This is a genomic window from Rhodococcus sp. 05-2254-6 (assembly GCF_002258565.1).
GTDB lineage: Bacteria > Actinomycetota > Actinomycetes > Mycobacteriales > Mycobacteriaceae > Rhodococcoides.
In genome coordinates this window covers 26,245-45,721 of sequence record NZ_NOZF01000143.1, presented here as the reverse complement: position 1 = coordinate 45,721, position 19,477 = coordinate 26,245, and the positions used below count along the sequence as shown (strand labels likewise).

18 protein-coding genes are annotated in these 19,477 nt (G+C 64.4%); 8 read left to right on the top strand and 10 right to left on the bottom strand.

The genetic code is table 11. The annotated features are described in order from the left end of the window. The first annotated feature begins 287 nt into the window (after nucleotides 1-287). On the top strand, nucleotides 288-662 hold the full coding sequence (locus CH256_RS19585; protein WP_094670382.1) for a winged helix-turn-helix transcriptional regulator: 375 nt from the start codon (nucleotides 288-290) through the stop codon (nucleotides 660-662). A gap of 10 nt (nucleotides 663-672) precedes the next feature. Here the strand turns inward: CH256_RS19585 and CH256_RS19580 are convergent, their stop codons facing one another. Then, on the bottom strand, nucleotides 673-1,023 hold the full coding sequence (locus CH256_RS19580; RefSeq protein ID WP_094670381.1) for a VOC family protein: 351 nt from the start codon (nucleotides 1,021-1,023) through the stop codon (nucleotides 673-675). A gap of 208 nt (nucleotides 1,024-1,231) precedes the next feature. Between CH256_RS19580 and CH256_RS19575 the strand changes: the two genes are divergently transcribed. Continuing rightward, nucleotides 1,232-1,711: a DUF6764 family protein gene (locus CH256_RS19575; RefSeq protein ID WP_068055767.1), complete on the top strand. Its 480-nt coding sequence runs from the start codon at nucleotides 1,232-1,234 to the stop codon at nucleotides 1,709-1,711. A 324-nt stretch (nucleotides 1,712-2,035) separates the two neighbouring features. Here CH256_RS19575 and CH256_RS19570 read toward each other — a convergent pair whose 3' ends face one another. The 3 genes from CH256_RS19570 to CH256_RS19560 form a co-directional block, all read right to left on the bottom strand. Next, nucleotides 2,036-3,055 (bottom strand): hemolysin family protein, encoded by a 1,020-nt coding sequence (locus tag CH256_RS19570; protein ID WP_094670380.1) that lies wholly within the window; start codon nucleotides 3,053-3,055, stop codon nucleotides 2,036-2,038. Next, on the bottom strand, nucleotides 3,052-4,455 hold the full coding sequence (locus CH256_RS19565) for a hemolysin family protein (protein ID WP_094639256.1): 1,404 nt from the start codon (nucleotides 4,453-4,455) through the stop codon (nucleotides 3,052-3,054). Before CH256_RS19565 ends, CH256_RS19570 begins: the two co-directional genes overlap by 4 nt. A gap of 137 nt (nucleotides 4,456-4,592) precedes the next feature. Further along, a complete protein-coding gene (locus CH256_RS19560; RefSeq protein WP_231893845.1) occupies nucleotides 4,593-4,985 on the bottom strand; it encodes a universal stress protein in 393 nt (130 codons plus the stop codon). A gap of 122 nt (nucleotides 4,986-5,107) precedes the next feature. Here CH256_RS19560 and CH256_RS19555 point away from each other — a divergent pair, with 122 nt between their 5' ends. From CH256_RS19555 to CH256_RS19545, 3 genes are read left to right on the top strand one after another with little or no spacing between them, the layout of a single operon-like run. Next, a complete protein-coding gene (locus CH256_RS19555) occupies nucleotides 5,108-6,097 on the top strand; it encodes a Bug family tripartite tricarboxylate transporter substrate binding protein (RefSeq protein WP_068055755.1) in 990 nt (329 codons plus the stop codon). After that, complete coding sequence (locus CH256_RS19550) at nucleotides 6,094-6,630, top strand: tripartite tricarboxylate transporter TctB family protein (protein ID WP_068055752.1); 537 nt, start codon at nucleotides 6,094-6,096, stop codon at nucleotides 6,628-6,630. Before CH256_RS19555 ends, CH256_RS19550 begins: the two co-directional genes overlap by 4 nt. A gap of 16 nt (nucleotides 6,631-6,646) precedes the next feature. Continuing rightward, nucleotides 6,647-8,152 carry a tripartite tricarboxylate transporter permease gene (locus tag CH256_RS19545; protein WP_068055749.1) on the top strand — a complete coding sequence of 502 codons (1,506 nt, stop codon included), beginning with the start codon at nucleotides 6,647-6,649 and terminating at the stop codon, nucleotides 8,150-8,152. Between the two features lie 81 nt (nucleotides 8,153-8,233). Here CH256_RS19545 and CH256_RS19540 read toward each other — a convergent pair whose 3' ends face one another. Further along, nucleotides 8,234-9,307, bottom strand: coding sequence for an alkene reductase (locus CH256_RS19540; protein WP_094670379.1), 1,074 nt, complete (start codon nucleotides 9,305-9,307; stop codon nucleotides 8,234-8,236). 199 nt (nucleotides 9,308-9,506) lie between these two features. Continuing rightward, a complete protein-coding gene (locus tag CH256_RS19535; RefSeq protein ID WP_094670378.1) occupies nucleotides 9,507-11,687 on the bottom strand; it encodes a glutamine synthetase III family protein in 2,181 nt (726 codons plus the stop codon). A 207-nt stretch (nucleotides 11,688-11,894) separates the two neighbouring features. Between CH256_RS19535 and CH256_RS19530 the strand changes: the two genes are divergently transcribed. Both CH256_RS19530 and CH256_RS19525 read left to right on the top strand, forming a co-directional pair. Then, on the top strand, nucleotides 11,895-12,362 hold the full coding sequence (locus CH256_RS19530; protein WP_094670377.1) for an SRPBCC domain-containing protein: 468 nt from the start codon (nucleotides 11,895-11,897) through the stop codon (nucleotides 12,360-12,362). Between the two features lie 24 nt (nucleotides 12,363-12,386). Continuing rightward, complete coding sequence (locus CH256_RS19525; RefSeq protein ID WP_094670376.1) at nucleotides 12,387-12,827, top strand: SRPBCC family protein; 441 nt, start codon at nucleotides 12,387-12,389, stop codon at nucleotides 12,825-12,827. A gap of 4 nt (nucleotides 12,828-12,831) precedes the next feature. On the opposite strand, the gene CH256_RS19520 is transcribed toward CH256_RS19525, so the two are convergent. Next, nucleotides 12,832-13,653 (bottom strand): class I SAM-dependent methyltransferase, encoded by an 822-nt coding sequence (locus CH256_RS19520; protein ID WP_094670394.1) that lies wholly within the window; start codon nucleotides 13,651-13,653, stop codon nucleotides 12,832-12,834. A 203-nt stretch (nucleotides 13,654-13,856) separates the two neighbouring features. Between CH256_RS19520 and CH256_RS19515 the strand changes: the two genes are divergently transcribed. After that, nucleotides 13,857-15,209 carry an MFS transporter gene (locus CH256_RS19515; protein WP_094639250.1) on the top strand — a complete coding sequence of 451 codons (1,353 nt, stop codon included), beginning with the start codon at nucleotides 13,857-13,859 and terminating at the stop codon, nucleotides 15,207-15,209. A 73-nt stretch (nucleotides 15,210-15,282) separates the two neighbouring features. Here the strand turns inward: CH256_RS19515 and CH256_RS19510 are convergent, their stop codons facing one another. The 3 genes from CH256_RS19510 to CH256_RS19500 form a co-directional block, all read right to left on the bottom strand. Next, nucleotides 15,283-16,725, bottom strand: coding sequence for a fatty acid desaturase family protein (locus tag CH256_RS19510; protein ID WP_094670375.1), 1,443 nt, complete (start codon nucleotides 16,723-16,725; stop codon nucleotides 15,283-15,285). Nucleotides 16,726-16,749: 24 nt separating this feature from the next. Then, on the bottom strand, nucleotides 16,750-17,847 hold the full coding sequence (locus CH256_RS19505; protein WP_176460324.1) for a ferredoxin reductase: 1,098 nt from the start codon (nucleotides 17,845-17,847) through the stop codon (nucleotides 16,750-16,752). A 99-nt stretch (nucleotides 17,848-17,946) separates the two neighbouring features. Further along, the gene (locus CH256_RS19500) at nucleotides 17,947-19,443 is read right to left on the bottom strand and encodes an FAD-dependent oxidoreductase (protein WP_094670374.1); all 1,497 of its coding nucleotides are present in this window, start codon (nucleotides 19,441-19,443) and stop codon (nucleotides 17,947-17,949) included. Nucleotides 19,444-19,477: the final 34 nt, after the last annotated feature.

Genomic DNA, 19,477 nt, shown 5'->3' with positions numbered 1-19,477 from the left:
GGTCGTCCGAAACGCGGACAAGGCCTCTCCGCTGGCCGAACGCGGCGTCGTGGTTCGGGTCGCCAATTACTCCGATTCCGCCACGATGTCGGCGGGTGCGACACCACGCTCGATGAGTGCGTCGACGACGAGTCCGCCGAGATTGCCCGTTGCTCCTGTTACCGCTGTGGTCATGATCGAACTCCTGAAGTCGAGGTGTCGAGTACACCCTCACTATGCACTTACTTTTCGTGCAGTGCAAGCTTTCCAGTCATTACTGACTCTTTGATATGCGCTAGCATGGCGATATGTCCGAGCCCGCAGAATCTCTCGAAGCGTCCGTCTTCGCGCGTGACTGTGCGTCGAGGCAGACATTGCAGAACGCCACCAGCAGGTGGGGCGTGCTCGCCCTCGCCGCCCTCACCGAGGGCGACTATCGATTCAACGCGTTGCGCCGACGCGTCGACGGCGTCAGCGAACGCATGCTCTCGCAGACCCTCCAGACCCTCGAGCGGGACGGCCTCGTGGTTCGCACCGTCCTCGAGACCATTCCACCGAAGGTGGAGTACAGCCTCACCCCGCTGGGACGCGACGTCGGTACGCGACTGAGCGATCTCATCGAACTGATCGAAGGCAAAATGCCTGCCGTCCTCGAGTCACGCGCCGAACACGACGCCCGCTGATCGGCCGAGTTCAGGCGGGCGGCGTCACCAGACACCACTCGTTGCCCTCGGGATCGAGCAGCACCTGGAAGGTTCCCGCCGCGTCGGAGTGTCGGTCGCCGAGCACCCTCGCACCCAGGGCGACGGCCGGCCCGACGGCACGGTCGATATCCGGTACGGCGACGTCGAGGTGTAGCCGGTTCTTACCCGCTTTGCCCTCCGGGACTCGCTGAAACGCCAACCGAGTGAACCCGGGGACATCGACGAAGTGCCATGCGGCGTCACGCACCATCGGCTCTCCGCCGAGTACCGCGGCCCAGAATTGCGCCAGCGATGCCGGGTCCGTGCAGTCGAAAACGACCTCGTCGATGCGTCCGATCACGGTCCGATCCTAGAGGCCACGCACACCCACCAGCGCGTTATTTCAGCGTGATACTACCGAGACGTTTCCGTGATGATGCCGAACCCGTGCCGCGTTCGGACCCGTCGATACTCGACTCCAGGGCGTGCGGGCCCTGCGCACCATCGGCCCGACGACCGACACGCTCGGCACACCGGTGCCGACGCACTGATCTGGGGAGGCATTCACCATGTTCCACACCAAGAGGATTGTCGGCGGGGCGGCAGCATTCGGATTCGCGTGTGCATTCGCGGCACTGGTACCCGGGACTGCATCCGCAGCACCGGTCGCCTGCACCACCGCACCCGGAGGGGCCGATGTCGCTGCGCTCGTCGGAGGATCGCAGTGCGACAGCTCCGCAGACGTCGCGAGTGCGGCGGCCGGTCTCGGCCTCGAAGGCTGGGGTTCGGCCGAGGCGATGAACAACGCAGCCGCCCTTGCACTCGGACTGAACGGTGGAACTGCAGTGAGCAACGGCAGTTTCGGTGGCGCGCCTGCAGCGATCGCCTTCGGCCCCGGTGCTGTCGCACAGAACACGGCAGCCGGTCTCGGGCTCTCCATCGCGGTGGCAGCACCGGGCTCCACCATCACCCTCACCCCGAACGGCGCGGTGTGCAACGGTGCCGGAATCGCGGGCAGCTTCACCACCCTGCAGGGCTGCATCGGCTGACGTGCGCCACGGGGGGTGTGAGTGGGCGATATGGATGTCACCGAAGGCTGTGTGATCTACAGTCTCAGTGACCGGCAGTCTCGGTCACCCACAATCTCGGAACGCGAGTCGGAAACGGCACGCTGAACAAGGAGTTCGACGGCAATGATGTCCTACCTGCTCTACGACGTTCTGCTCCCCCAACTCGGCCACGACGTCGCGTCGTACTGGGCACACCTGCTGGTTGTCGCCCCGATCTGAGTTCTTTCGACCTGCCACGACGAAGACATCCCCGCTCGGCCGTCTCGGCCGGGCGGGGATGTCTCGTTCGAAACCGGAATCGAATCAGACCGGCTGGGGCAACAGTCGGGTCAACACATCCGACAGGGTCACGACGCCGACGCTGCGAGCCGGATCGTCCGCCGCCGCCGAACCGTCGACCACCAGTGCCAGGTGATGCCGGGTCTCGCGCATCGACTGCAGGGCAACGTACACCGGCGTCGTCGCCTCCAGCGTGTATGCCGGACGCGTGATCTCGGCGAGGGTCTGCGGAGCGGTCAACGTGTCGCGCACGTGCACCACGCCCTTGACCACGTCCGCGTCGCTGACCAGGATCCGCAGATGTCCCGAGCGACGTGAGGCCTCGCGCACGTCGTCGATCGTCGCTGTGGACGGTACCGACGTGGGCTTGCCGAACTGACGCACCAGGTCACCGACGGTCAATTCCTGCAGTTCCAGCGCACTCGAGATCTGCGCCTGATAGCTGGCATCGAGGGCACCGACGTTCACCGAATGCTCCACCAGCTGCCGAAGGTCGTCCGCGTTCTGACCCGTACCCACGGTGTCGGCCGGCTCGACGCCGACCCGCCGCAGGCACCAGTTCGCCATGTTGTTCAGTGCCGTCAGAACCGGACGGGTGACAAACATGAACCCGCGCATAGGGATTGCGAGCATCGTCGCGGACTTCTCCGGATGGGCGATGGCCCAGGACTTCGGAGCCATCTCACCGACCACCAGGTGCAGGAAGGTGACGACGATCAGCGCGAGCACGAAACCGAGGACGTCGGCGAACCAGTACGGCAGGCCACCGCTCTCGAACAGAGGTGTGAGCCAGTAGTGCACGGCCGGCTTCGTCGTCGCACCGAGACCGAGGGTGCAGACGGTGATGCCGAGCTGGGAGCCGGCGAGCAGAACCGTCAGCTCGGACGAGCTGCGCAGCGCCGCACGAGCGGAGCGTGAATTGGGTGCCGCGTCTTCGAGCCGATGCCGCTTGGCGGCCAACAGCGCGAACTCGACGGCCACGAAGAAGGCACTGGCAGCGATGAGGCCGATCGTGACGGCCAGGAAAATCCAGATGTTGCTCATCGGTGCACACTTTCCTTCGACTCGGCCGACTCGTCGTCGTGTTCGGGGTCACGCTCGCCGAGCGTCAGAGTCAGCAGGGACGGGACGTGGCTGTCGATCTCCTCGATCTCGAGGATGACGAAACGAACGGGACTCTCCTCGTCGTTCGCCAGATCGGCGTTGTCCGGTGGTAGGTCCACTTCGATCCGTTCCCCGACATCGGGGAGAGATCCGTTGTGCGCGATGGCGAAACCGGCAATGGTCTCGTAGTCACCCTCGGGCAGATCGATGCCGATGGCACGTTCGACCTCGTCGACGTGCACCTCGCCGGCCATGGTCCAGCTGCCGTCGTCGGCACTGACCGGGCTCGGATCGGACAGGTCGTCGTCGTGCTCGTCGGTGATCTCGCCGACCAGCTCCTCGGCCAGGTCCTCGATCGTGATGACGCCGGTCAGACCGCCGTATTCGTCGATCACACAAGCCAATTGGTTCTTGGTCGAGCGCAACTCGCGCATCGCGTCGGGCAGGGTCTGGATCTCCGGGAGGATCAGCGCGTCACGCGTGAGCTCGGAGATCGGCGTGGAACCCGGCACCGTCGCGGACAGGACGTCCGCGAGATGGACGACGCCGACGATACCGTCGTCCTCGTCGAGCACCGGATACCTCGAGTGCTCCTGCCCCATCAGGGCAGCGACCTCGCTGAGAGTGTCGGTGTCTCGGACCGTCGCCGATCGCGAACGCGGGATCATCGCGTGTTCGACTGTGCGAGTGGGGAAATCGAGGATTCGATCGAGCAGCGTCGACAACTCGTCGGGCAGATCGCCGGTCTCGCGGGAATCCGAGACGATGTGCTCGAGGTCGCGCAGGCTCGCCGAGTGCTCCACGTCGTGGACCGGCTCGATCTTGAGAGCCTTGAGCAACAGGTTCGACGACTGGTCGAAGATGGTGATCAACCACCCGAAGAGCTTGAGGTAGATGGTCGTCGACAGCGAGAGCCATCGAGCCACCGGCTCGGGGCGGGCGATGGCGAAGTTCTTCGGGAACAGTTCACCGAAGAGCATCTGCACGAACGTCGCGAACGTGATGGCCAGAACGGCACCGAGGCCGACACCGACGGCCGTCGGAACTCCGACGCCGCCCAGTATCGCGCCGAAGGACTGACCGATCAGCGGTTCGGCGACGTAGCCGACCAGCAGGCCGGTGACCGTGATGCCCAGCTGCGCACCGGACAGCATGAACGACGTGCGCTTGGTGACGGTCAGGGTACGAGCGGCGACGGCGTCACCGGCCTCGGCACGCGCCTTGAGCCGGGACCGGTCGACGGTCATGTACGCGAATTCCTGAGCTACGAAGTAGCCGGTCGCGACGGTGATGAGGAAAACGACGAGCAGGCCGAGCAGAAGAGTGAGCAGAACGCTCATTCGCCGGACACCGCCTCGCACGTAGTAGCTGTGGTGCGGGGGGCCGTGTCCGGCCCGGGTTTATCGCTGTCCATGATTCCTCAGGGTCGTAATGGGTGAAGTTTGTCCGATACTACCGGGTCGAAGTCGGTGTCGGGTCACGGCGCCTTCACGACCAGGACGGGAACCGGGCAGTCCAGCAGCACTCGCTGCACGGTGCTGCCCATCAGGAACTTGCCCACCGCGGAGCGACGCTTGGAGCCGATGACGACCATGCCCGCACCGACGTCTGCGACGAGATCGACCAGCGCGCCGGCCGGGTCGCCCCCGTCGGGCTCGACGCGCACAGTGGTGGCAGTTCCGGGAAGGGTTTTCTCCACCTCGGCCTGCGCTGCCGCGCGGTCCTCTGCCGATACGGAATCGCGGTCCACCACGGACAACACGATCAGCTCGGCCTGACGCAGCTCGGCCTCGGCGGCACCGCGGCGCAACGCTTCCTGCCCCTCCGGTGTGTTGCTCATCGCTACTGCCACTGCGCTCGCTACCGACACGTTCTCTCCCGTTGCTCGTTGCTCGTCTTCACCGAGGATCACCCTCGGGGATTTGTGAACTGGACTAATCAGACAAACTGTATCTAACCTGACGCTGTGACACCCCACACGAAAGGTCTCTGATGGCGATATCGCCCACACTGCTACGAACGGCCGGAGCCTTGGTGGTGGTGGGAGCAGTCACCGTTGCCGGAATCGACGCCGCTCGCAGTGCCAGCGGCTCCGACGCCCGAGCCAAATTGACACTGATCGCACCGGCCGCCGCGGGCGGAGGCTGGGATCTGGTCGCCCGCGAATCGCAACAGGCGCTACGTAGCGACGGCATCGTCAACAACGCTCAGGTCGTCAATGTCCCCGGTGCCGGCGGCACAATCGGCCTGAGCCAACTCGACAACCTCAGCGGTCAGCCCACCACCGTCATGATCACCGGAACCGTCATGCTCGGCGGCATCGCGATCAACAACTCCGAGACCACCCTGGCCGACACCGTCCCGATCGCCAAGCTCGCCGAGGACTTCGAGGTCTTCGTGGTGCCCAAGGATTCACCCATCCAGAATCTCGAGGACATGATCGAGGCATGGCGGGCCAATCCCGGTGGACTACCGATCGGCGGCGGCTCCCTCGGCGGAATCGACCACATCGTCGCGGGTCAGTTGGCGCAGGAAGCCGACATCGACCCGGCCGCAATCAATTACATCGCCTACTCCGGAGGTGGCGAGGTCCTGACGTCGCTGCTGTCGAACACCGTCGGCGTCGCGGTCAGTGGCTTCAACGACTTCCGCGACCAGATCGAGGCAGGCAACGTACGCGCACTCGCCGTCGCCTCGCCCGAGCCGCTCGAGGGATTCGACGTGGACACGTTCATCGAACAGGGCTACAACGTCGACCTCGTGAACTGGCGTGGAATCGTTGCGCCCCCGGGGATCTCGGACGAGGACCGGCAAACTCTCGTCGACATCGTCACCGAGATGGTCGAAACCGAGCAGTGGGCCACGGCCGTCGAACGCAACCGCTGGAAGGAATCCGTCCTGACCGGAGACGAATTCGGCGAATTCCTCGAGGTCGAGCAGACACGGATCACCGGAATTCTCGAGGAATTGGGGCTGGTATGACAACGACGACCACAGACACCGACACGGGTACGTCCCGGTCGTTCTGGACCGGCCGCAGCGGCCTGATCGTCCCGGCACTTCTCGTTGCACTGGGAGTGTTCCTGGTCTACGGAACCGTCACGATGGATGTTCCGTCCACCGCCACCTCGCCTGGCCCACAGGTCTTTCCGGCCATCGTCGCCGGCGGCTGCTTCGTCGTCGCCCTGTTGGTCACCATTCAGTTGATGGTCAAGCCCGACGTGATCGACCGCGGGGTCGACGCCGACGGAAAGCCGCACACCGGCACCGTCAGCAACTGGCGAACCCTGTCGATCACCGTCGGATCGGTGGCATTGTTCATCGCCCTGCTCGACCCGCTCGGCTGGGTCCTGGCCGGCGCGCTGCTGTTCTGGGGCGTGTCGGTCGGATTGGGCGGTCGCCGTTACGTGTTCGACGCGGCAGTAGCACTGCTGGTCTCGAGCACGATTCAGATCGCATTCTCCGCTGGCCTCGGGCTGACCCTGCCCGGCGGCGTCCTCGCCCACATCTTCTGACGGAGCTGAACTTCTGATGGATTCATTGAGCAATCTCATCGACGGATTCGGCACCGCGCTGACTCCGATGAACCTCGTCTGGGTGTTCGTCGGCGCGCTGCTCGGAACCGCCGTGGGCGTCCTGCCCGGTCTCGGCTCCGCCATGGCCGTGGCCCTGCTGCTGCCCGTCACCTTCACCCTCGACCCGACCGCCGCGCTGATCATGTTCGCCGGAGTGTATTTCGGCGGCCTGTTCGGCGATTCCATCTCGGGCATTCTGATGAACACCCCCGGCAACAGCACTGCGATCGCAGGCACGTTCGAGGGCCATCGAATGGCCAAGAACGGCCGCGCCCCACAGGCTTTGGCCACCTCGGCGATCGGCGCGTTCATCGGCGGTATCGTCGCGACGACCCTGGTGGTGTTCTTCGCCCCGACGCTCGCCGCCTTGGCGACCAACTTCGGTCCCGCCGAATATCTCGCCCTCGCGGTGTTCGCGTTCATCGCCACCTCGGCGGTGGTCTCGGACTCCGCACTCAAGGGCCTGACCGCACTGCTGATCGGCCTCACACTCGCCGTCATCGGTATCGACGGCCCCTCGGGCGCTTCACGATTCACGTTCGAGGTTCCTGCCCTGTTCGACGGCATCCACATCGTCGTCATCACCGTCGCGATGCTCGCCCTCGGTGAGGTCATCCACATCGCGTCGAAGATCGGTCGACCCGAGGACCGTTCGCTGATCAAGTCGCAGGGACGACCGTGGCTGAGCAAGGCAGAGTTCCGCGATGCGTTGCCGGCATGGATGCGCGGTACGGCATTCGGCGTACCGTTCGGTGTGATCCCCGCAGGTGGTGCCGAAGTGCCGAGCTTCCTGGCCTACGGCACCGAGCGCAGGCTCGATCGCAAGCGCGAGAAGCCGATGTTCGGCAAGGGGGCCATTCGCGGCGTCGCGGGTCCCGAGGCGGCCGGAAACTCCACGGCCGGAACGGCAATGGGCGCGCTGTTGGCTCTGGGTCTGCCCACGTCGGCGACGGCCGCAATCATGTTGGCGGCCTTCCAGCAGTACGGCATGCAACCCGGGCCCCTGCTCTTCGAGCGCAGCGGCGACATCGTCTGGGCCCTGCTGGCCAGCCTGTTCGTGGCCATGATCGTGCTGTTGATCCTCAACCTGCCGTTCGCACCGCTGTGGGCGCAGCTGCTGAAGATCCCGAAGAACTACCTCTACGCCGGTATTTCGGTGTTCGCAGCTCTCGGCGTCTACGCGTCGAGTGCGTCGATCGTGGACCTGATCTTCATGCTCGGGCTCGGCATCGTCGGATTCATGATGCGGCGCTACGAAATTCCGCTCGCACCGGTGCTCATCGCGGTGATCCTCGGCCCGCTCGCCGAGGAATCACTGCGACGCGCACTGGCCGTCAGCGAAGGAGATCCGTCGATTCTGATCAGCAGCGGCATCACCATCGTGCTCTACGCACTGATGGTCATCGCCGTGGTGTTCTCGATCGTCAGCAAGATCCGCGCCCGTAAGACCGCGGACTTCTAGAGCTCTGTGTGCCCACAGATTGTTCAGATGCCCACCTGTGACGGTGGGCATCTGAATCTGGTCGGCAAACGCCGGGCACTGCTAGTGCTGCAAGGCCGGGTAATCCGTGTAGCCCTCGGCACCATCGGTGTAGAAGGTGCTCGGGTCGGGCTCGTTCAACGGCAGATCCTCGCGCCAGCGGTAGGCGAGGTCGGGGTTGGCGATTGCCGGACGGCCGACGACAACTGCGTCGCCGATGCCGTTGTCGAGAAGTGAGAGCGCCTCGTCGCGGGTGGTGATCTCACCGAAGCCACTGTTGACGAGCACCGGGCCGCCGAAGGCCTGTCGCAGATCCTGGACGAGCTCACCCGACGGGTCCTTGTGCAGCACACTGAGGTACGCCAGTCCCAGGGGGGCGATTCGATCGACCAATGCGCGGTAGGTGGTGCGCACGTCGTCGGCGTCCGTCTCGAGCGCGTCCTGGATGTTGTGCTCGGGTGAAATGCGAATTCCGACCTTGCCCGCTCCGAGAGCGGCGACCACTGCCTCGACGACCTCGGCCACGAATCGGGCCCGATTCTCCGGCGAGCCGCCGTACGAGTCGTCGCGCTGGTTCGAGGCGGGCGAAAGGAATTCGTGCAACAGATATCCGTTGGCACCGTGGATCTCGACGCCGTCCATTCCGGCGGCGATCGCGTTCTTCGACGCCTGCACGAAGTCGGCGATCACCGAGGGCAGCTCGTCCTCACGCAGCGCACGCGGGGTGGGGTACGCCTTCTTGCCCTCGTAGGTGTGGGTTTCGCCCTCGATGGCAATGGCACTGGGCCCGACGACCTCGCGGCCACCCGTCGTCGCCTCGTGGGTCACGCGACCGGCGTGCATCACCTGCGCGAAGATCCGTCCGCCGTCGGCGTGCACTGCATCGGCGACGTTGCGCCAGCCCTCGATCTGCTCGTCGGTCACCAGACCGGGCTGACCGGGGAAGCCCTGGCCTGCATGGCTGGGGTACGTACCTTCACTGACGATCAGACCCAGGGATGCGCGCTGCTTGTAGTGCTCGACCACCAGCGGGCCCGGTACACCGTCCTGGCCGGAGCGCGTCCGCGTGAGCGGGGCCATCACCAGCCGGTTGTCGAGCTTCAGGTCACCGAGCGCCAACGGGGTAAACAACTTCATGGATCTCTCTCCTCACGAGTGCGTGCACAGTACTTGCCACTGCTCACTCCGAACTCGAAAGATCCACCGAGCTATTCCGTCTCGAGACATTGCTCACGCCGAACGCAGCAGTGGTGCGGACAAGTGCCCTCCGAGGCACTTATCCACACCACTGTTCTATCTGGTCGTTCCGACAGGCTCCACTCCTGCGCGCAGCGCACTACAGGATGTAGAGCATCTCCTGATACGTCGGCAGCGGCCACAGATCGTCGGCCACCATGGCTTCCAGAGTGTCCGCCGCAGATCGAACGGCGGCCATCGCGGGCAGCAGTTCGTCCTTGGCGTGCGTCGCCTCGGCGAGGGCCTCGCCGCCGGGGTCGGCTTCGAGCGCGGCCTTCAACGTCGCCAACGCTGCCCGCAGCTCAGCGAGCGGTGCCGAGACCGCCTGCAGCGCAGTCATGTCGACGTCGTCGACGCCCGCACCCTTGAGTGCACTGACGTTCTGCGCCAGCTCGGTCTGATAGCGCACGGCTGCGGGGAGAATGGACGTCTGGCCCATCTCCAGTGTCAGACGCGCCTCGACGAACACCGTCAATGCGTACTGTTCGAGCCCGATCTCGTAGCGCGAGTGCATCTCTCGGTGGTTGAACACCTTGTACTTCTCGAACAGTTCCATCGCCGAGTCCGAGATGAGTTCGGGCAACGCGTCGAGCGTCGTACGCAGGTTCGGCAGGCCGCGGGCCTCGGCCTCGATCTGCCAGTTGTCGGAGTAGCCGTCGCCGTTGAACACCACCGCGCCGTGCTCGGTGATGATCTCGGTCAACAGGTTCTGCACGGCGGTGTCGAAATCGGTTCCCTCGGCGACGGCCGCTTCGAGGTTGGTCGCCATGTAGTCGAGAGCCTCGGCCATGATCGTGTTGATCGTGACCATCGGACCGTTGACGGTCTGCATCGAACCGGGTGCGCGGAACTCGAACCTGTTGCCGGTGAACGCGAACGGACTGGTTCGGTTGCGGTCGCCGGGATCGGTCGGCAGCACGGGCAGAGTGTCGGCACCGATCATCATGGTGCCCTTGCCCTTCGACGACGTGGCCGCGCCCTTGGCGATCTGGTCGAACACGTCGGCGAGCTGATCGCCGAGGAAGATCGAGATGATCGCGGGCGGAGCCTCGTTCGCGCCGAGGCGATGATCGTTGGTCGCCGACGCCACCGAGGCGCGCAGCAGACCGCCGTACTTGTGCACCGCACGGATGACGGCAGCACAGAAGACGAGGAACTGTGCGTTGTCGTGGGGATTGTCGCCGGGAACCAGCAGCGATCCCAGATCGGAGTTACCGAGCGAGAAGTTGACGTGCTTGCCGGAGCCGTTGACGCCTTCGAAGGGCTTCTCGTGGAACAGGCATTCCATGCCGTGCTTCTTGGCGATGGTCTTGAACGTGGTCATCAACAGTTGCTGGTGATCGGCTGCGATGTTGCCGCGCTCGAACATGGGCGCGATCTCGAACTGCCCGGGTGCGACCTCGTTGTGCCGGGTCTTGGCCGGAATGCCGAGCTTGAACAGCTCGCGCTCGGTGTCCATCATGAAGCCGAGCACACGCTCGGGAATGGCCCCGAAGTAGTGATCGTCGAACTCCTGGCCCTTGGGCGGCTTCGAGCCGAACAGGGTGCGGCCGGCATTGAGCAGGTCGGGCCGGGCCAGGAAGAAGTGTCGGTCGACCAGGAAGTACTCCTGCTCCGGACCACAGAACGAGACGATGTTCTCGATGTTCTCGTGCCCGAACAGCTTCAGGATCCGCTCGGCATGCCCACCCATGGCCTGCTGCGAACGCAGCAACGGGGTCTTGTGGTCGAGGGCCTCACCGGTCATCGAGACGAACACCGTCGGGATGCACAGGGTGTTGCCGTTCGGATTCTCCAGTACGTACGCCGGGCTGGTGACGTCCCAACCGGTGTACCCACGAGCCTCGAACGTGTTGCGCAGGCCGCCGTTGGGGAAGCTCGACGCGTCGGGCTCGCCCTGGATCAGCGTCTTGCCCGCGAATTCCGCGAGCGCGCTGCCGTCACCGACCGGGTCGAAGAAGCTGTCGTGCTTCTCGGCCGTCAAGCCGGTGAGGGGATAGAAGACGTGCGCATAATGCGTCGCGCCCTTCTCCAGTGCCCAGTCCTTCATCGCCGACGCCACCGCGTCGGCGACCAGGGGGTCGAGCTTCTTGCCTTTGTCGATGGTCGCCATCACCGACTTGAACACGGATTTGGGCAGTCGCTTCTGCATGACGACCTTGCTGAAGACGTTCTCTCCGAAGATCTCGCCCGGCTTCTCGTCTCCGACGAAGCTGACCGCAGGCGGCACATACGCCTCGACGTCTTTGATCGCCTGCAGGCGTACGGTATTTCCACTCATGGCTACCCCTTGACAAGGTGCTGCTCCACAGCTGGATTTTGTGGAGTCCGACCCGGCGACTGTACGAATGCGACGTGGCGGTCGTGTTTCGTCGCTGTGTCCACTGCGATGCAAAACAAACCGGGAGGCAAAAACGGCGACCGGAGTTTCCTTCCACGCAGGCGGGGGTAACTCCGTAGCCAGCGTAAACAACCGAAAGCGAGCCCCATGAGCGACCAGCTGACCGTCCGCAGAGTGATCGACGCTCCCTCGGCGTCGGTGTTCACCGCACTGGCCAACCCCGAGGTTCAGGCCGCGGTCGACGGCTCGGAGATGTTGCGTGGTGCGATCGACCCCACGCCGCTCGGCACCGTGGGCGACACCTTCGCGATGGACATGTACCAGCCGGAAATCGGCGAGTACGTCATGGAGAACACCGTGTTCGTGTTCGAGCAGGACCGACGTATCGGTTGGATTCCCAATCGCCAGGGCATGGAACCTCGTGGCACGCGGTGGTCCTGGGAACTCGAGGAGGTCGCCGACGACCGGACAGCCCTGACACAGGTGTACGACTGGTCTCGAGTCACCGACCCGGAATTCCGGAAGATGGCCGGCTTCCCACGGGTGACCGAGGAACAGATCGTGGGCACCATGCGCCGGCTCGCCGAGCACCTCGGCGTCCCGCTCGAAGACTGATCCCCGACGACAGGAAGAACTCTCATGGTCGACGTCACCCGCACCTTCACCGCCGCTGTTCCGATCGAGAAGGCGGCCGCCTTTCTACGCGACTTCTCCCATGCGCCGTCGTGGGATCCTGGAACCCAGAGTTGCACACAGATTTCCGACGGTCCGGTCGCCGTCGGAACGCAGTGGCACAACGTGTCCAAGCTGTTCGGTATCACCACGGAGTTGACCTACACCTTGGTCACCGACGAGCCTGATCACATCGTGCTCGAGGGCGAGAACAAGACGGCCACCAGCGTCGACGACATCACGTTGACTGCCGAAGGATCGCACTCCACCCGAATCGACTACCACGCGAAGGTCGAATTCAACGGTGCAGCCAAGGTAGCCGGCCCGTTCCTGAAGGCGGGATTCGAGGCGAAAGTCGCGCCGGACACCGTGGAGAAGATGACCGAGGCGCTCGAGCGACTGGGCTGACGCCCTACTTGCGTGCGAAAACGGTGAAGTTGTCCGCTGAGCTCGTCAGAACGTCGGGTGCCACGATCGAACCGTCGTCGGCGAAGATCTCGGAGATGGTGAACCCGGCATCGGTCACCAGTCGGCGCACGTCTGCCACGGTGGTGAAGTGCATGAACGGAGCGAAATCGTGCGCAGCGAGCGGCGCTACGGCCCACGTTCCGCGATCGACGACTCGAGAGCGCGCAGACCACCAATTGGCAACGCTACGAACGACTCCGGCGGGATCGAGCAGTCGCCTACCGACGGCCGTCACGCCACGCTCGAGTGAGAACGTGAACCGCTGGGTCGGTCTGCTCAACTGAAACGGCTTCTCCCCGAACGACGGTCCGTTGCGGTTGAGAGTGGAGAACACCAGAATTCCGGACTCGCCGAGAACTCGGTGAAATTCTGCGAGTACCCGGACTCGTTCGTCGTGGTTCACGGTGTCGATTCCGTTGTTGCTGAACACGATCAGGCCGAATTGGCCGTCCGAGAAGTCCACCAGGTTGCGCGCGTCGGCCACGTGCACCTGCAGGTCGGGAAAGTTTCGCCGAAAGGCGTCGACCATGGTGGGTGCGTAGTCGATCGCAACGTAGCGGTCGCTGATCAGCCGAAGCAGCGCCGTGGTTCGGCCGCTGCCGACTCCCACGTCCAGTATCGGCGTTCCGCGCGCAACCGAGGCCGCAGCCACCAGCGCCGCCGCCTCCCCGCGGTCGAGAAAGCCGTCGGTGGGTCCCGCGTGCTCCACGTACGCCGCAGCCACCCGCTCACTGTCGAACACGTCTCGATTGTGGTCTGTGGACACCAGATCACCTTCGCTTCCCACCCTGCGGACACAAGCGTCGCTCCCCTGCGGTCAGACGGTACCGGCGAACCCTGAGGTGCGCCTGAGGTCTCGTGCGTCCACCACACCCCCATCCGGGGGTATTCATCGAGTGACTCGGATCACTACCGTTCGTCGCACTCGGTATCGCGCATTCACCCGATACCCGACAAAACGGAGGAACCATGACCACTGTCTCACCCGACGACCCGGGTGTGTCCGCATCGACGCCACCTACGGTGCAGACCAAGACCAGTGTCCGCCGGGTCGCTGTCGCCAGTGGCATCGGCACGACGATCGAGTTCTACGACTTCTTCATCTACGGCACCGCGGCCGCCCTGGTCTTCCCGACGATCTTCTTCCCGGCCCTCGGCTCCACCGCAGGCACCGTGGCCTCGTTCGCGACGTTCGCGGTCGCGTTCATCGCCAGGCCCGTCGGCGCAGTGCTGTTCGGGCACTTCGGTGACCGCATCGGCCGCAAGAAAACCCTGATCTCGACGCTGTTGCTGATGGGGGTGTCCACGTTCGCCATCGGCCTGCTCCCCGGCGCGGAGACGATCGGCGTGGCTGCTCCGATCATCCTGGTGCTGCTCAGGTTCGGCCAGGGGTTCGCAGTGGGTGGTGAATGGGCAGGCGCGACACTGCTGACGGCCGAGTACGCGCCTCCTGGCAAACGCGGCTTCTACGCGATGTTCCCTCAGCTGGGACCGTCCGCCGCGTTCATCTTCTCCAGCGCGACATTCCTCGCGACCGGACTGCTGCTCGGCGACACCAACGAGACGTTCCTCAACTACGGTTGGCGAATCCCGTTCCTGCTCAGCGCCGTTCTGGTACTCATCGGCCTGTACATGCGCCTCGCCATCGAGGAGACCCCCGTCTTTCGCGCCAACAAGCTCGCCGAGGAGCAGGCACCGGCGAACGCAGCACCGACGAAACTGCCGATCTTCGACGCCTGGCGCATCCAGAAGCGCGAGATCATCACTGCTGCAGGCGCATTGGCATCTCTGTTCGCCTTCTTCTACATGGGTACCGCGTACCTGACCAGCTACGGCACCAAGACACTCGGGTTCGACCGGCCGTTCGTGTTGATCACCGGAATCGGTGCCGCGGTGATCTTCGGAGTTGCCATCGCGGTCTCGGCGACCTACTCCGATCGCGTCGGCCGACGGCGAGTGATCATGGGAGCGTGCATCATTGCGATTCCCTGGTCGATCGCACTGTTCCCCGTTCTCGACACCGGGTCACCCGCTGCATTCGTGATCGGCATGTGCGTCACGCTCGCCATCTTCGGAGTTGCCTACGGACCGACCGGAGCCCTGCTCCCCGAGCTGTTCCAGACCCGTTTCCGTTACACCGGAGCAGGTTTGGGCTACAACCTCGCCGGAGTTCTCGGTGGCGCGATTCCGCCGATGCTGGCCGCACCGCTCACCGCCGCGTTCGGCAGCATCTCGATCGGAGTCATGCTGGCCCTGCTGTCGGTACTCAGTCTGGTCTGCACCAAGCGGTTGATCGAGACCAAGGATGTCGACATGACCTGACACCCGCAACGCAGAACCGCGGCCACCCGGCAATCGGGTGGCCGCGGTTTCGTCAGCTCTTCACGGGACGAACTCAGTCGTCGCCACGGGGCGGCGGCTGAACATCGACGCCGCCGGAGTTGTGCTCCGGTCCGGCCGCCGGATGCCCTGCCGGCACGCGGCCGCGCGTCTTCGCGGCCTCGCTGTCCTTGGTGGCACCTTCGGCGAACTTACGACGCCAGCTCTCCTCGGGACGGTAGGGGCCCGGCTTCGGCCGAGTCTTGCCGCCCGGGAACGCCAGCCGTGCGATGGTGCGCTGGACCATGCCCCACTGCTGAAAGAACGGTCCGGTGTTGTAGGGCAGTTCGTAGCGCTCGCAGATGTCCTTGATCTTCGGCGCAACGTCCGCGTACCGGGTGCTGGGCATGTCCGGGTACAGGTGGTGCTCCACCTGGTAGCTCAGGTTGCCGCTCATCAAGTGGAACAACGGGCCACCGTCGATGTTGGCGGCTCCGACGAGCTGACGGACGTACCACCCACCGCGGGTCTCGTTCTCCACCTCTTCCTGGCTGAAGGTGTAGGCCTGGTCCGGGAAGTGTCCGCAGAAGATGATCGCGTTCGACCAGACGTTTCGAATGATGTTCGCGGTGAAGTTCGCGGCCACCGTCGACAGGAACGTGCTCTCGATGCCACTGAACCGGCTGTCCAGCAGAGCCGCGGTCCGACGGTTCTTACCGAATCGGGCAGACCCACGCAGCTTGGACGCGAGCCTGGAGCGCTTGCTCTCGGGCAGACGTCCACCCGATACGACCTGCGCCAGCGCGAACGCACCGGCGGAGATCAGCGGCCAACCCACGTAGTCCTTGACGAACTGCTTGCGTGCCTTGACGCCGATGCCCTTGAGATCCTCGACGAGATCCTTGACCGGCTTCTCACCGCGACGAATGGCCTCGATGTCGAGATCGTGCAGCGCGACACCCCACTCGAAGAACGCCATCAGCAGCACGTTGTAGAACGGCTGCGCCAGGTAGGCCGGGTGCCACTTCTGCCGCGGGTCGATACGCATGATCTCGTAGCCGAGATCCTTGTCCTTGCCGCGGATGTTGGTGTACGTGTGGTGCACGTAGTTGTGCGAGTGCTTCCACGAGCTCGCGGTCGACGCGGTGTCCCAATCCCACACGGAGGAATGGATTTCCGGGTCGTTCATCCAGTCCCACTGGCCGTGCATGACGTTGTGGCCGATCTCCATGTTCTCGAGAATCTTTGCGATTCCGAGGCACGCTGTACCTGCCAGCCATGCCGGCTTGCTGGTCGATCCGAGCAGCAACACTCGACCCGCGACCAGCAGCTGTCGCTGGGCTGCGATCACCGAGGTGATGTACTTCCGGTCCTTGTCACCGAGGCTGGCGTACACCTCGTCGTGGATGGCGTCGAACTCCTTGGCGAGTTCGGCGATCGTGTCGTCACTCAGATGCGCCAGCGGGTTCACCGGCTCGTCGGAGCCCGTGACACGCCTGGTGGTTTCGTCGATAGACATTCATTCCCCTGTTCGATTTGAAGATCAGAGTTCGATTTCGATGTCGCCCTCAGCAGTGTTGACACAGATCCGAACCGCTTGCCCCGTAGGTTCGGAGATATCCCCGTTACGTAGATCACGTAAACGCCCCTTCTTCAGGGTACCTACGCAGGTGTGGCAGATGCCGATCCGGCAGCCGTACGTCAAATCCAGGCCGGCTTCCTCACCGGCGGCGAGAATCGTTGTGCCGCCGTCGCATTCGACGTCCTTCTTGCTGTTGAGAAACTTGACGGTGCCGCCCTCGCCTACATCGTCGCCACCACCGATGACCGGCTGAAAACTCTCGTGATGGAACCGGTCGTAGTCACCCTGGTCTTTCCAGTACGAGCGCAGATCGTCCAGATGTTCACCCGGACCGGAGCAGAATGCTTCGCGCTCACGCCAATCCGGGACCAGCTCGTCCAATTCGGACGCCTTCATCCGACCCTCGTCGCTGGTGATCCGCAGCTTCACCGTCAGCCCGTCGTGCTTGGCTTCGAGTTCGTCGAGGGTATCGGCGAACATCAACTGGTCGCGATTGTGCACCGAATGCACCACCACGACGTCGCGTACCTGATCGTGGTGATCGAGGGCGCGCAACATGCTGATGATCGGCGTGATGCCACTGCCTGCACTGATGAACACCATCTTGTCCGGAATCGGATTCGGCAGAGTGAACTCGCCCTCGACCTCACTGAGCCGGACGATGTCGCCGGTCCTGATGGTTCCCACCAAGTACGGCGAGACCGTCCCCGACGGCACCAGCTTGGGACTGACGCTGACCAATCCGTCCACCGGGTCCGGATCGGAGGTGAGCGAATACGCCCGCCAGTGGTACCGACCGTCGATCAGTACTCCGAGTCGGACGTACTGCCCGGGTGTGTGGCCCTGCCACTCGAAACCCGGCCGGATGTACACCGAGACGGCCTCCGATCCCTCCGGTGTCACCCGCTCGACCTTCCCCCGAAGCTCGCGGGTGGTCCACAGCGGATTGATCATCGACAGGTAGTCGTCGGGCCGGAGCGGATTGAACAACGATCGGACTGCGCGCAGCATCGTCCGTCTTACAAAAGAAACCTGGGGCTTGGCCCCCCGTTCAGCCATACTCAACGGTAACCCTGTGCGCCGTGCTACACATCCGAATCGCTCAGACTCGAATGAGACTGCTACACAAGGTGAACAGAACCGGGCTGTTCCGACCGGTCAGCGCGCTCTGGAAACGCGGTCGCCCAGGGCGGCACTCACTTTTCCGTACCAACCGACCGGACGGGCAAGCCCACGCGTGGGCACATCGGCCAGCAACGCCTCGGCCGTTTCCTCCGCATCGATCTTGTTGTCGCCGATGCCACCCGTGGCACCTCGCTTGGCCCACCCGACGACGTAGCACCCCGGAACCGGAGTGCCGTCGGCAGCGGTGATGCGACCGCCGACATTACGGATGGTGCCGCTGATGTCGTCGAACGGGATTCCCGGTGACGGGGTTCCGCGATAGCCGATCGCGAGCAGAACCAACTCGGTCGGCAGCTCGACGGCGTGCTCACCGACGCCGACTTCGATGGACTGCACCGAGTCGCTGCCGTGGAGAGCAGCCGGAGCTCGGCCGAACGCGAAGACGATGCGGCGGGCGTGTGCCTGCGAGCCCAGTTCGACTTGCGTCGCCCCAGCCAGAGCCGACGCAGGAGCGGACAACGGCAGGCGATCGATGGCGTCGACGATTCCGTCCGGTCCTGCCACGACGACGTCGACGCCGGCGCGATCGACGAGCGCCTTGCATTCGGACCGGGTGAACGCCGCGAATTCAGGACCACGACGGGCGAGGACGACGACCTCGCGGACGCGATGGCGACGCAGCTCGGCCAGAGCATGAGGAGCGATCTCGGTTCCGTCGAGCCGGTCCGGATCGGCCGTGAGGATACGAGCAGCGTCGAGTGCGACGTTGCCGTTTCCGATGATGGTGACGCGATCGACGCCGGTGAGATCGATCGCGTCGGCAGCAACGTCGGGGTGGCCGGTGTACCAGCCGACCAGGGTGCGTGCGCTGACCGATCCGTCGAAGTCGATACCGGGAATCTCGAGGGCTCGGTCCTTGTCGGCACCGACGGCATAGACCACCGAGTCGAACTTCCGAGCCAGTTCGACGTGGTCGACATCCTTGCCGACCTCGACACCGAGCTTCATCGTCACCCGTGGATGGACGAAGATCCCACGGAAGTGCTCACTGATGCGTCGGGTACCGAGGTGATCGGGAGCGACGCCGTAGCGGGCGAGACCGCCCGCGGTGGGCAGCCGGTCGTAGAAGGTGACGTTGGTGCCGGGCACGCGCAACAGCGCCTGGGCGGTGTAGCAGGCTGCCGGTCCGGTCCCGACGATGGCGATGTCGATCGGCGGCAGTTCGTTGACCGTCGCCACCGGGAATCGAGGCGCGCCCCACTCCGCCACGGCGGGCTTGTCCTTGTAGTAGTCGGCGTTGATGTCGGCGTAGATCTGCTGGTCCGGTGTCAGACGCGAGACGCGCGTGATCGCGTCCACCGGGCACGCGTCCGCGCAGGCACCGCAGTCGATGCACGAGCGCGGATCGATGTAGAGCAGCTCGGTCTTACCGAAATCCGGCTCGTCGGGCGTCGGATGAATGCAGTTGACCGGGCACACCGACAGGCAGGATGCGTCGTTGCAACAGTTCTGCGTGATCGCGAACGGCATGGTTTATCTGATGTCCTTCACGGCCTCGAAAAGA